The sequence below is a fragment of the Acinetobacter portensis genome, assembly GCF_009372215.1.
GTDB classification, from domain to species: Bacteria; Pseudomonadota; Gammaproteobacteria; order Pseudomonadales; family Moraxellaceae; genus Acinetobacter; species Acinetobacter portensis.
Window position 1 is genome coordinate 24891 of sequence record NZ_LWRV01000069.1, and the last position, 13706, is coordinate 38596.

Consider the following 13706-nt stretch of genomic DNA (forward strand, 5'->3'; position numbering starts at 1 on the left):
ACCACAATAAAAGAACATAAAATTACTTATTTAAACTACATCTTCTTTAAATTTACATCAAATATTAAATAAACAATATTACTGGAAATATAAAATGAAAAATAAAGTTTTTGCTTTCATGTTATCCGTAAGTAGCTTTTCTGCTTTAGCTGCCTCAAATTTAAATATTGAAACATTTAATCCTGGTAAAGATGCCATCTTTAATGTGAGTTCAACACTCATTAGTGGTGATAAAGATGCTATTTTAATTGATGCCCAATTTCAAAAACAACATGCAAAAAAACTGGTCGATTTAATAAAAAAATCTGGGAAAAACTTAAAATACATTTATATATCTCATAGTGATCCTGATTATTACTTTGGAATTGATGAAGTAAAAAAAGCGTATCCAAATGCCAAAATTATTTCTACAGCACAAACAGCTTATTTAATACAAGCAACCAAAGATGCAAAACTAAATGTTTGGAAAGATCAACTTAAAACGGATATACCAACTCAACTTGTCGTACCAGAAGCTGTAGAAAAAAATAAGCTTAATATCGATGGGCAAGAAATTGTTATAAAATTAGATCCAAATGATTCAGCACACAGCTTCTTATGGATTCCATCTTTAAAAACAATAGTTGGTGGTATTTCTGTCAGTAAAGATGGACATTTATGGACAGCAGATACGCAAAGCGTTCCTGAAATAAATGCATGGATTAAACAAATTGATGATATGAAAGCTTTGAATCCAAACAAAGTCATTCCAAGCCATTTTAATACTGCCGACGACTCACCAAAAACACTAGATTGGGTAAAAGGATATTTACAAAATTATAAAGAGGCTGTAACGACTAAACACTCGTCTAAAGATGTTATCAACTTCATGACCACAAAATACCCAAACTTAGCAGATAAACAGTCTTTAGAATTAGGAGCAAAAGTTTTTAAAGGTGAACAAGAATGGCATACCAATTCTGCCTATCCTCCAATTGCTCGTACAGCAAAAGTTAATTTTGGTAATGGAACAGCAGTCTTTGATCTAAATTTCAAAGATAATAAAACGATGAGTTTTATTGGTACTGACGGCCCTTTTAAAGGTGTAACAGATACTGTTCAATATATGCCTATTGAAGTCGCAAAAAATGTATTTATGGTGTACTGGCATGAGCCATCGACAGGTTCAAATGTAGTGCATGTACAAAACTATAATACAGGTACTGCATATACCAATATTGCTGCCAAAGATGGTTCGTTCACCAATTTAAGCGGGACAATTAAAGTGGTAAATAAATAGTTCCAACCGTTATTAGTCAAATTTACTGCTGTTAAACTTCAGCATAAAATTCAAGCAAATAAAAAAGGTCGCTAAATTAGCGACCTTTTTTACATGAACTATGATGAATTACATCATACCGCCCATACCACCCATACCGCCCATATCAGGCATTGCAGGTTTGTCTTCTGGAATGTCAGTAATCATACATTCAGTAGTAAGCATTAAGCCTGCAACAGATGCAGCATGTTCAAGAGCTGAACGCGTTACTTTCGCAGGGTCAAGAATACCCATTTCTAACATGTCGCCATATTCAGAAGTCGCAGCATTGTAACCGAAGTTACCTTCACCGTTTTTAACTGCATTAATTACAACTGAAGGCTCATCGCCTGAGTTAGAAACGATTTGACGAAGTGGTGCTTCAATTGCGCGACGTAAAATATTGATACCTACGTTTTGATCATCGTTTGCACCAGTTAAGCCTTCAAGTGCTGCTGCTGCACGAACTAACGCAACACCACCACCAGCAACCACACCTTCTTCAACCGCAGCGCGAGTTGCATGAAGCGCATCATCAACACGGTCTTTCTTCTCTTTCATTTCAACTTCTGTTGCAGCACCAATTTTGATAACAGCAACACCGCCAGCCAACTTAGCAACGCGTTCTTGAAGTTTTTCTTTGTCGTATTCTGAAGTAGATTCTTCAATTTGCGCACGAATTTGAGTTACACGCTCAGCAATTTGAGCAGCATTACCCGCACCATCAACAATTACAGTGTTTTCTTTAGAAACCGTAATTTTGTGTGCTGTACCTAAATCTTGAAGTGAAGCAGTTTCTAAAGACATACCAACTTCTTCAGAAATTACAGTTGCGCCAGTTAAGATCGCAATATCTTGCAACATTGCTTTACGACGATCACCAAAACCAGGAGCTTTAACAGCACATACTTTAATAATGCCACGCATGTTGTTTACAACAAGAGTTGCCAATGCTTCACCATCAACATCTTCAGCGATGATAAGAAGTGGTTTACCCGATTTAGCAACAGCTTCTAATACTGAAATCAATTCACGAATGTTGCTGATTTTTTTATCAACAAGAAGAATGAACGGATTTTCAAGTTCAGCTGTTAATGTTTCTTGTTTATTTGCAAAGTACGGGCTGATATAACCACGATCAAACTGCATACCCTCTACAACATCTAGAGAATCTTCGAAGCTTGAACCTTCTTCTACAGTAATTACGCCTTCTTTACCTACACGTTCCATTGCTTGAGCAATAAGCTTGCCCACAGTCGTATCCGAGTTTGCAGAAATTGAACCTACTTGTTCAATTGCTTTCGTATCAGAAGCTGGTTTAGCTGTTGCTTTGATATTTTCAACAACTGCACGAACTGCAAGATCGATACCGCGTTTCAAATCCATTGGGTTCATACCTGCAGTTACAGACTTGATCCCTTCATTTAAAATTGCTTGAGCAAGAACAGTTGCAGTTGTTGTACCGTCACCTGCAATGTCATTGGTTTTTGAAGATACTTCACGAACCAATTGAGCGCCCATGTTTTCAAACTTGTCTTTTAACGCGATTTCTTTAGCAACAGTTACACCATCTTTAGTGATGTGCGGTGCGCCAAAAGAACGGTCGATTACAACGTTACGACCTTTAGGGCCTAAAGTTACTTTTACAGCATCTGCAAGTACGTTTACGCCTGCGATCATTTTTGAACGCGCTGAATCACCGAATTTTACGTCTTTAGCTGACATGTTTAACTCCAAATATTTTTAAATTTTTTATCAATCTGTGTCGTACAGATTTGAATTTACTTTTAAAGATTAACCTGCAAGTACCGCTAAAATATCAGATTCTTTCATGATAAGAAGTTCTTCACCATCTACTTTTACTTTAGTACCCGCATAAGTACCAAACAAAACAGTGTCGCCAACTTTAACATCTAAAGCACGTACGCCATTGTCCGTTACTTTACCATTACCCACTGCGATGATTTCACCTTGCGCTGGTTGCTCTGCTGCTGAAGTACTTAAAATAAGACCACCAGCAGTTTTAGTTTCCTTTTCAACACGGCGAATAACAACATTATCGTGTAAAGGACGAATATTGCTCATAGTAAACTCCATCAGACTCATGTCTTTTATTTAGTTAAATGATGATGACAATTTGATTTCCATACATCATCATCAGAAAATCATTTTGATGACTCTGTTGTGGGGATGGAAAATATCGCTTCAAGGGTAAGCACTAAAAAAAATGCGCTTTTTTGTATAAGTTTTATTCAAAACAACCATTCATAAGCTGAATTGATCTAAAAGCATTTCTTACTATTGTTTTCATATCTATTTGATTGACTATTTTTAATTGGGTAGTTCCACCCACTTAAAGAATTTATACTTTTATATATAAATACAATGAAAGTAAATAATTGACTTATTTCATCAATCTATCTAATTTTTCTAAACTCAGTTTTAAGGTATTGCTTAGACCTTATTTCAGAGTAATAAGGATAATTTAAGTTCTAGATTTTAAATCACTTAGAAATAGTCAATTTAAATAAACCCTTCTGTTAAATTAGAAAACCATCATGACGCATTATTTAATTTATAAATGAACGTTCTCGCTCAGCCAAAAAATCTCCGTAAAAAGATATAAAATATTTATGTCATTTTATGAGTGCAAAATGCTGTAGTTAAGAAAAATCTAAAGATAAAAGTGCAATTTTACAAAGAATATCTCCGATTCCTTAGAGCTAAAATTATGTTTTCCAATGCTTCTTATTCTAGATTAATATAAATTTACGATCTCTTTAGAATTTATTCTGATTTCAATAACTTAAATATTAATCAATTTATAGTTTTATACAAATTAGGAATTACCACCATTTATTAAATCAATAATGAAATTGCAAAAAACAAACACAGTAAGCTACTGTTTTAATTAACCATAATTAAAATAAATACCATGCATTGTAGTTGGAAATACCAATTATTTTGAAAAAAAATTACATAAGATATTGTTTTAATTAATATTAATCAAAAAAACACAGTTCTATTGCCAAAATATGAACTAATGCTTAAGTCTTATTTTTTTTATCATTTTATGCTTTAATAGCGCCACTTTTTATATTTCATCTTTGCAATGTATCCCATTGCACAGAATTATACTGTACAGCTTGTACACATTTGAGATAGGCCTCATCATGACCCAAGTGAACGCACCAGAATTCGTTCGTCACCCTAAGCTTATTGCTTGGGTGGAAGAAATTGCAAAATTAACGAAACCAGCGAAAATTGAATGGTGTGACGGCAGCGAAGAAGAAAATCAACGTTATATCGACTTGATGATCGCTAACGGCACTATGCAAGCGCTTAGCCAAGAGAAACATCCTGGTTCTTACCTTGCTAATTCTGATCCTTCTGACGTTGCTCGTGTTGAAGGTCGTACATATATTTGTTCTGAAAAACAAGAAGATGCTGGCGCAACAAACAACTGGGAAGCTCCAGCTGAAATGCGTACTCGTCTTAATGGCTTGTTTGATGGCTCAATGAAAGGTCGTACTTTGTACGTTGTTCCTTTCTCTATGGGTCCTCTAGGTTCTCATATTGCTCATATCGGTATCGAATTAACAGATTCACCTTACGTTGCTGTAAGCATGTCTAAAATGGCACGTATGGGTAAAGCGGTTTATGACGTTCTTGGTACTGACGGTGAATACGTTCCTTGCGTACACACTGTAGGTGCTCCGCTTGAAGAAGGTCAAAAAGACGTTGCATGGCCTTGCAACCCTGATAAATGGATTGTTCATTATCCAGAAACTCGTGAAATCTGGTCTTACGGTTCTGGTTACGGTGGTAACGCATTACTTGGTAAAAAATGCCTAGCATTACGTATTGCATCTTACATGGGGCGTCAACAAGGTTGGTTAGCTGAACACATGCTCATCCTTGGCGTGACTAATCCAAAAGGTGAAAAACACTACATCGCAGCTGCATTCCCTTCTGCTTGCGGTAAAACAAACTTCGCAATGTTGATTCCACCAGCAGGCTACGAAGGTTGGAAAATTGAAACTGTAGGTGACGATATTGCTTGGATCAAACCAGGTGAAGATGGTCGTTTATATGCAATTAACCCTGAAGCTGGTTTCTTCGGTGTTGCTCCTGGTACAAATACCAAGACTAACCCGAACTGCATGTCTACTTTACATAAAGACGTAATCTACACAAACGTTGCTGTTACAGATAATGGCGAAATTTGGTGGGAAGGTCTGACTAAAGAAGCGCCTGCTAACCTGACTAACTGGAAAGGTCAACCGCATACTGGCGAAGAAAAAGCTGCGCATCCAAATGCTCGCTTCACAGTTGCTGCAGGTCAATGCCCTTCAATTGATGCTGACTGGGAAAATCCAGCTGGTGTTCCAATTTCTGCATTCATCTTTGGTGGTCGTCGTGCAGACACAGTACCTCTAATTGCTGAAGCAACTAATTGGGTTGATGGCGTTTATAAAGCTGCAACAATGGGTTCTGAAACGACTGCTGCTGCTGTTGGTCAACAAGGTGTTGTTCGTCGCGACCCATTTGCGATGCTTCCATTTGCTGGTTACAACATGGCTGACTACTTCGCTCATTGGTTAGAAATGGGCGAGCAAGTTGCTGCTAAAGCTGAAGCTGCTGGCAACAAACTTCCAGGTATTTACAACGTAAACTGGTTCCGTCGTGATGCAGAAGGCAACTTCGTGTGGCCTGGTTTTGGTCAAAACATGCGTGTTCTTGAGTGGATCATTGACCGTTGTGAAGGTCGTGCTACTGCTGTTGAAACTCCAATTGGTCGTGTTCCAACTTACGAACAATTGAACTGGACTGGTTCAGACTTCACTAAAGAACAATTTGACCTTGTAACTTCTCAAGACAAAGATCAATGGATCAAAGAGCTTGAAAGTCATACTGAATTGTTTGACAAGTTAGGTGAACGCCTTCCAGCTGCATTAAAAGCTCGTCAAAATGAACTTTTAGAAGCTGTTAAGAAATCTGCTTAATTAATACTTAAGTATAAAGGTCGCGTAAGCGGCCTTTTTTTACACTAAAATGTGCGCTTTATTTTTTACTATTTTAGAAAGGGGAAAATACCTACATGAATATGAACAAGATCATTATTGCTAGCCTAGCTGGTCTTTTTATTACAACAACTTCACATGCAGAACTATCTACAACAGTTACACCAGTTCAAACGAATAACGTAACAACTAATAATGTTGAAGTTGCAACACCAAATGATCAAGCAAAAATGATCTGTCTTATTGAGGGCAATCCATCAAATACCGACTACAAAGTCATTAAACGCATTAAGGCGGGTAAAGGCACTTACGGCTCTGTAGTCGATCTATATCCGACAATTTCAACAATTGCAACGCGCTATAAAGCAGATGCTGTAATTAACTATAATGGTAGCCAACGCTTTGGTTTTTGGCCATGGAGAATTGTTCGTCCTGTCATCACAGGTACGGCTGTAAAATTCAATTCACCAATCGACTGCCAACAACTTAATGGTAAATTGATTTAATTTGATTTTTCCCAAAAGGTCGCGTAAGCGGCCTTTTTTAATACTCATGAAATAAGCTTTAAAAAATCCGACAAATGGCGCACTACAAAAATGCATTATTTATTATATTTTTCTCGTTAATATTCACACTTTCAATATGTAAAATATTGATTTAAAAAATATTGCACTATTTTTTTATATATAAACTCACTCAAGCACTATAAAAAGCATCAAATTTAAGCAATAACTATGGATAAAAAAATAGGATATATTTACAGCCAATTATTTAAATTATATTTTAAGTTGAATATTACATCAAAATATTTAACTTAAAATACTGACAATGTATATGGATAAATCAATAATTTTTATATGGACCATGCAAACATCATCATCCTTATTAAAAATTTGATACTCCAAAAATTATGGAGAAAACGATGAGCAATGAAGCTCAAATAGAACAACCAACCATCGATCGCAAAACACGCGTTAAATCTATTATTGGTGGTTCAGCAGGTAACTTAGTTGAGTGGTATGACTGGTATGTATACGCCGCATTTACCTTATATTTTGCACCTAAATTTTTCCCTGAAGGTGACAGCACAGTAAAACTTCTACAGGCTGCCGCTGTTTTTGCCCTTGGTTTCCTGATGCGCCCCATTGGCGCATGGATTATGGGGGTTTACGCAGACCGTCATGGTCGTAAAGCAGGCTTATCTTTATCTGTTTCCTTAATGTGTGTGGGCTCTTTAATTATTGCTTGTACGCCAACTTACGAAACTATTGGGATGCTCGCGCCCGCAATGCTTTTATTTGCACGTTTACTACAAGGTTTAAGTGTTGGTGGCGAATATGGTTCAAGCGCAACTTACTTAAGTGAAATGGCAGGTAAAAATCATCGTGGTTTCTTCTCAAGCTTCCAATATGTAACACTTATTTCAGGTCAACTTTTAGCACTTTGTACTTTAATTATCTTACAACGCACTTTAAGCGAAGATGCCTTAGGTGAATGGGGATGGCGTGTTCCATTCTTTATTGGCGCAATTTTAGCCATTGTTGTATTCTGGATTCGTCGTGGACTGGTTGAAAGTGAATCTTCAAAACAAGCTCAAAAAATGGCGAAAGAAGGTGGTCCTAAATCTGGATTTGTCGAACTTTTCACAAAACACCCCAAAGCTGCATTTACCGTTATTATGCTCACCGCTGGCGGTACATTAGCCTTCAATACATTTACAACCTATCTTCAAAAATATTTAGTAAATACCTCAGGCTTCGAAAAAACAACAGCAACCGAAATTACAACTGCTGCTATTTTTATCTTCATGCTGATTCAGCCTGCTATTGGCGCTTTATCAGATAAAATTGGTCGTAAACCCATTATGATTGCCTTTGGTGTTTTAGGTGTAATTTTCACCATTCCAATTTTCAATCATATTGGTGCAACCAACAATGCAATGACTGCATTTATGCTGTGTATGAGCGGTATGATTATTGTGTCTGGTTATACAGCCATTAATGCCGTGGTAAAAGCAGAGCTATTCCCTGCTCATATTCGTGCATTAGGTGTTGCTTTACCATATGCCATTGCCAACACCTTATTTGGTGGTACAGCAGAGTTAGTTGCGCTTAGCTTTAAAAATGCAGGTTATGAACACTACTTCTTCTACTACATTACTTTCATGATTGGTCTTTCTTTAATTACCTATATTTTCATGAAAGATACTAAAAAACATTCTATGATTACAGATAATTAATTCCTAAAAAGTCTTAATATTTTTGTACATAAAACCCTCAAATTGAGGGTTTTATTCATTTTACATCTTAGTAATTAGGCTTTAATTCAATTTACATCTTAAATTTTCCTATAATTTCAGACTAAAGTCGAATGAAGAATTAAGACAAAAAGCGTATAAATACTTCATCTAATGTTATCTCCCTCAATTCGACAAAATATATTTTTTTAAGTTTTATCACTCAGAATTTAAAAGGATGCATTTTGCCCACACTCCTTGGAGAATGCTGTGTCAAACTCATCATCTCAGGTTGCAGAAGTGCCACTTGATCGAAAAACACGTGTCAAATCTATCTTAGGTGGATCCGCAGGTAACCTTGTCGAATGGTACGACTGGTATGTTTATGCAGCATTCACCCTCTATTTTGCAAATCAATTTTTCCCAGATGGTGATAGCACCGTCAAACTTCTTCAAGCCGCAGCAGTTTTTGCACTTGGTTTCCTAATGCGCCCTATTGGCGCTTGGGTTATGGGTATTTATGCAGACAGAAAAGGACGTAAAGCAGGCTTAACTGTTTCAGTTTCATTAATGTGCCTTGGCTCACTCATGATTGCTTGTGCACCAACTTATGATTCTGTAGGTATGCTTGCACCTGCAATTTTACTATTGGCACGTTTAATTCAAGGCTTGAGTGTTGGTGGTGAGTATGGCTCAAGCGCAACGTACTTAACAGAAATGGCTGGGAAAAATCATCGTGGTTTCTTTTCTAGCTTCCAATATGTAACACTTATTTCAGGTCAATTACTTGCTCTATGTGTATTAATCGTACTACAACGCACACTTTCTGAAGGTCAACTAACTGAATGGGGCTGGCGTATTCCTTTCGCCATTGGTGCTTTACTTGCAATTGTCGTATTCTGGATTCGTCGTGGACTTGTTGAAACTGAATCATCTAAAAAAGCACAAGAACAAGCGAAAAATGGTGGCGAAAAATCGAGTGCTTTGGCTTTATTCACCAAATATCCAAAACAAGCATTCACCGTAATTATGCTCACAGCGGGTGGTACTTTAGCCTTCAACACATTTACAACTTATCTTCAAAAGTATCTTGTAAATACATCTGGTTTTGAAAAAACTACTGCAACTGAGATTACCACTGCTGCAATCTTTATTTTCATGTTAATTCAACCTGCAGTTGGTGCATTGTCAGATAAAGTTGGTCGCAAACCCATTATGATTGCCTTTGGTGTATTGGGTGTTTTATTCACTATTCCAATTTTTAATGGCTTAGGATCTACCACAAACCCAACAACAGCCTTTATTTTATGTATGAGCGGAATGGTCATTGTTACTGGTTACACAGCAATTAATGCTGTAGTCAAAGCAGAACTTTTCCCTGCACATATTCGTGCGCTTGGCGTTGCACTTCCATATGCAATTGCAAACACTTTATTTGGTGGTACAGCAGAATTAGTGGCTTTAAGCTTTAAAAATGCAGGACATGAAAATTACTTCTTCTACTACATTACTTTCATGATTGGTATTTCTTTAATTACCTATATTTTCATGAAAGATACCAAGAAAAATAGCTTAATTACTGATAATTAAAGAATCAGGCATTTTCCCTAAAATAAACCCTCAATTGAGGGTTTATTTTTTGGTTTTTTTAAAGATAAATCACAAAATAAATAAAATGAAAACTTTGTAAAACTATCATCGTGAAATCAACAACCTTATGGCATACTCAAACAATATAAAAACATGTGGAACTTTAAAGATGGATAACACTTATAAACTTTTAGGATTAGGTTTACTTGCTTTAGGTCTTTCTGCTTGCCAAAGCACGCCTCGTCAATATAACGGCAATGTAGGCTATCAAATTGAATCTCAAACAGCAGATTCAGCAACAATGGCGTACACACTTGCTGGTCGCCAAAATCAACAACTAGATGAAACAAAACTACAACGTGCTTGCCAAAAAGTTTTAGGTGCATCTAAAACATACAAGCTGAGCATTCTAAGCGTGAATGAAATTGCCAATCCGCAACAAAATGTTGAGTTTGGTCGTCAAATTGGACAAAGCCGTACAAGCGTTGGTTTATCTAATACTCAAAGTTTATATAGCGACCAAGACTATGCAACTCGCCAAGCGCTTGAAGCTCGCCCAGCTACACTGCGTGTTGTTCGCTACAGCTGTTCTTAATATTTTAAGCATTAAAAAGGGCAATTTAGATGCCCTTTTTTATTTCTAGCGTTTTATAAAAACTGACATTTCTAAATTCTGGTGATTCATCTAAATCAGGCCAAGTTGTCGCACTACGCTCATCAAGCTTGATATATTGAGGATGACTAAAATTTTTCACACGACTATCAGCAACCCATACTTCAGGTGCAAACTTTAAAAATTCATCCAAAAAGAAGCGATTACATTGATCATAAAGTACATCCGCTGCTAGCAAAATATCAATCTGTTCTGCTTTATATAAGTCGTCTAAATACTCTAATTCAACGCCATTTAATTCTGCATTGGCACGACAAGCATCTAAACTTATTTTATCTATATCACAACAAATAACGCGCTTTGCTCCTGCCATTTTCGCAGCAATCGCAACTACGCCTGAACCTGCACCAAAATCTAAAACCACTTTATCTTTCACATGATGTGGTTCCGCCAAAAGCCACTGTGCCATCGCCAAACCAGATGCCCAACAAAAAATCCAATACGGCGTGTCATTCCAAATTCGACGAATGACTTCATCATCTAATTTATCGGTAGGAAAAACAGGTGGAATCAACCAAAGAGAAATTGGCGTTTCAGGAAGTTGTTGTGCAAGAAGATCACAATGCGGAATAACCTCATGCAAGGCTTTAATTAAATGTTCGGGTGCTTTAGAAAATCGGAGGGTACAGCTCATGGGATTTTTATTCTTTATCTGTTTCAGAGAACTCTTATGCTTGATGTATCCCCCTCATCCCAACCTTCTCCCAGAGGGAGAAGGAGCATCCATTATTTTCACAACGAATTCCCCTCTCCTTTTAGGAGAGGGTTAGGGAGAGGTTTCCCTCATCCTAGCCTTCTCCCAAAGGGAGAAGGAGCACGGTGGGAATTAACCCAACGCTTTTTCAGCAGCTTCCACAGTTTGACGAATCAAAGTTGTGATTGTCATAGGGCCTACACCACCTGGAACAGGCGTATAAGCAGAAGCAACATCTTCGATACCAACCAATTGAATATCACCAACACCACCGCCATCACGTGGATGGAAACCAGCATCAACAACAACTGCACCTTGCTTAATCCAATCTTTTTGGATTAATTCAGCTTTACCCACAGCACCTACAATAATGTCAGCTTGCTTAACAAAGCTTGCTAAATCTTGAGTACGTGAATGGCAAATCGTTACTGTCGCATTTGCTTCTAGCAACATTGCAGCCATTGGTTTACCCAAAATTGCAGAACGACCAACAACAACCGCATGCTTACCTGCAATTTCAATGTTGTTTTCTTTTAAGATTGTCATGATGCCCGCAGGTGTTGCAGAACCATAAGCTGCCTCACCCATTGCCATACGACCGTAGCCAAGGCAAGTTACGCCATCTACATCTTTAGCAAGTGATATTGCATCAAAACATGCACGCTCATCAATTTGTGCAGGTACAGGGTGTTGTAACAAAATACCGTGAACATCTGGATTTGCATTCAATTTTTCAATTTCTGCAAGTAACTGCTCTGTTGTTGTCTCTGAAGACAATTCAACTTTTAATGAATCCATACCGACACGACGGCAAGCATTCCCTTTCATACGTACATAAGTTGCAGATGCTCCATCGTCACCCACTAAAATAGTCGCTAAAATTGGAGTACGACCTGACTTTGCTTTTAACGCTTCTACGCGAGTTAACAAGTCAGCTTCAATTTTTTTCGCCAATGCACGACCATCTAAAACTAATGCCACGGCACTTCTCCCAAGTGTTGATATGAATCAATTTTGCACATTCTACAACATTATTTTAATTATTTTTGTCAATATGATGTTTTTCTGCACATACAGCACCACTATGCTATTGTTTTTTTTTCAGAGCTTGCTAATATACGCATCAACAAGACATGGCGGGGTGGCAGAGTGGTCATGCAGCGGACTGCAACTCCGTGTACGCCGGTTCGATTCCGACCTCCGCCTCCATCTTGTTAAAATGCCCGAGTGGTGAAATCGGTAGACACAGGGGATTTAAAATCCCCCGCCCACAAGGCGTGCCAGTTCGAGTCTGGCCTCGGGCACCATTCTTCAACTTAGAAGATGGTGTAATAAAATTTCCAGCCTAGCGCTGGTTTTTTTATATCTAAAATTTAGTAACATCGCTTACCCTCTTTTTTTTATTGTAATTTCAGAACTATATTTTTATTAATAATCAAACCTCATCTTCCTACTTCCCCCATCACAGTATATTGAAATCAATAATCACCCTTTCACAATCCGCATATATCGAGTATTCAGTATGGAATTAGACTGGACCAGTTTATTACAAAATTATGGATACTTAGCTGTATTTATAGGCAGCTTTTTCGAGGGTGAAACTGTACTTTTGTTAGGTTCTTTTGCAGCACATCAGAATATTTTAAATATTTGGTGGCTTGTGCTTACAGCAACCATAGGTGCTTTTATCGGAGATCAATTCTATTATCACGTTGGCTCAAAATTCGGCCACAATTTCATAGCTAAACACCCTAAATTAGCCAATAAATTTAATCAAGCAAGTTCATTTATTGAAAAACACCCAACAATAACAATTTTATGCATGCGCTTTGCGTGGGGATTAAGAACTGTAATTCCTATTAGTTTCGGAATCAAAAAATATAATTATTTGCATTATTTTGTCATAAATATTTTTGCATCATTCATTTGGGCAATGGTCATTATCTTTATTGGTGTACAAATCACCCACTTAATTCACCAATTATGGGGTTCTATATTTCATACGCACCTCACCATCGTCACTATATGTACAATTGCTATAATACTGCTCATCCTTTTTTATAAAATTTATATTTTAAAAAAACAAGCCAAGTGATTTACACTTGGCTTTATTGATTCAAACAATGCAATTAACCATTTTGTTTACTGTGTAATGCATTGTCATAAGCACGTTGATATGTGCTGAATTAGCA

11 protein-coding genes and 2 tRNA genes are annotated in these 13706 nt (G+C 37.2%); 9 read left to right on the plus strand and 4 right to left on the minus strand.

Translation table 11 applies throughout. The features are described 5' to 3' along the window. The first annotated feature begins 94 nt into the window (after positions 1-94). Positions 95-1279 (plus strand): MBL fold metallo-hydrolase, encoded by a 1185-nt coding sequence (locus A6M14_RS07605; protein WP_152874377.1) that lies wholly within the window; start codon positions 95-97, stop codon positions 1277-1279. Between the two features lie 108 nt (positions 1280-1387). On the opposite strand, the gene groL is transcribed toward A6M14_RS07605, so the two are convergent. Then, positions 1388-3022, minus strand: coding sequence for a chaperonin GroEL (gene groL, locus A6M14_RS07610; RefSeq protein WP_152874378.1), 1635 nt, complete (start codon positions 3020-3022; stop codon positions 1388-1390). 69 nt (positions 3023-3091) lie between these two features. Beyond that, positions 3092-3382 carry a co-chaperone GroES gene (locus A6M14_RS07615; protein ID WP_152874379.1) on the minus strand — a complete coding sequence of 97 codons (291 nt, stop codon included), beginning with the start codon at positions 3380-3382 and terminating at the stop codon, positions 3092-3094. Between the two features lie 1088 nt (positions 3383-4470). Here A6M14_RS07615 and A6M14_RS07620 point away from each other — a divergent pair. The 5 genes from A6M14_RS07620 to A6M14_RS07640 all read left to right on the plus strand — a co-directional run bounded on the left by A6M14_RS07620 (position 4471) and on the right by A6M14_RS07640 (position 10742). Then, a complete protein-coding gene (locus A6M14_RS07620; RefSeq protein WP_152874380.1) occupies positions 4471-6303 on the plus strand; it encodes a phosphoenolpyruvate carboxykinase (GTP) in 1833 nt (610 codons plus the stop codon). A gap of 101 nt (positions 6304-6404) precedes the next feature. Then, positions 6405-6827, plus strand: coding sequence for a hypothetical protein (locus A6M14_RS07625; protein ID WP_152874387.1), 423 nt, complete (start codon positions 6405-6407; stop codon positions 6825-6827). A gap of 416 nt (positions 6828-7243) precedes the next feature. After that, on the plus strand, positions 7244-8560 hold the full coding sequence (locus A6M14_RS07630) for an MFS transporter (RefSeq protein ID WP_152874381.1): 1317 nt from the start codon (positions 7244-7246) through the stop codon (positions 8558-8560). A 267-nt stretch (positions 8561-8827) separates the two neighbouring features. Next, on the plus strand, positions 8828-10147 hold the full coding sequence (locus A6M14_RS07635; protein WP_188110877.1) for an MFS transporter: 1320 nt from the start codon (positions 8828-8830) through the stop codon (positions 10145-10147). Positions 10148-10316: 169 nt separating this feature from the next. Beyond that, positions 10317-10742 carry a hypothetical protein gene (locus A6M14_RS07640; RefSeq protein WP_152874383.1) on the plus strand — a complete coding sequence of 142 codons (426 nt, stop codon included), beginning with the start codon at positions 10317-10319 and terminating at the stop codon, positions 10740-10742. Between the two features lie 25 nt (positions 10743-10767). On the opposite strand, the gene A6M14_RS07645 is transcribed toward A6M14_RS07640, so the two are convergent. Next, positions 10768-11454 (minus strand): class I SAM-dependent methyltransferase, encoded by a 687-nt coding sequence (locus A6M14_RS07645; RefSeq protein ID WP_152874384.1) that lies wholly within the window; start codon positions 11452-11454, stop codon positions 10768-10770. Between the two features lie 192 nt (positions 11455-11646). Continuing rightward, positions 11647-12495 (minus strand): bifunctional methylenetetrahydrofolate dehydrogenase/methenyltetrahydrofolate cyclohydrolase FolD, encoded by an 849-nt coding sequence (folD, locus tag A6M14_RS07650; protein ID WP_163123181.1) that lies wholly within the window; start codon positions 12493-12495, stop codon positions 11647-11649. Between the two features lie 154 nt (positions 12496-12649). Between folD and A6M14_RS07655 the strand changes: the two genes are divergently transcribed. From A6M14_RS07655 to A6M14_RS07665, 3 genes are all read left to right on the plus strand, one after another. Continuing rightward, positions 12650-12723, plus strand: a tRNA-Cys gene (locus A6M14_RS07655). A gap of 12 nt (positions 12724-12735) precedes the next feature. Next, a tRNA-Leu gene (locus A6M14_RS07660) sits at positions 12736-12821 on the plus strand. 215 nt (positions 12822-13036) lie between these two features. After that, positions 13037-13609 (plus strand): DedA family protein, encoded by a 573-nt coding sequence (locus A6M14_RS07665; protein ID WP_152874385.1) that lies wholly within the window; start codon positions 13037-13039, stop codon positions 13607-13609. Positions 13610-13706 lie beyond the last annotated feature (97 nt).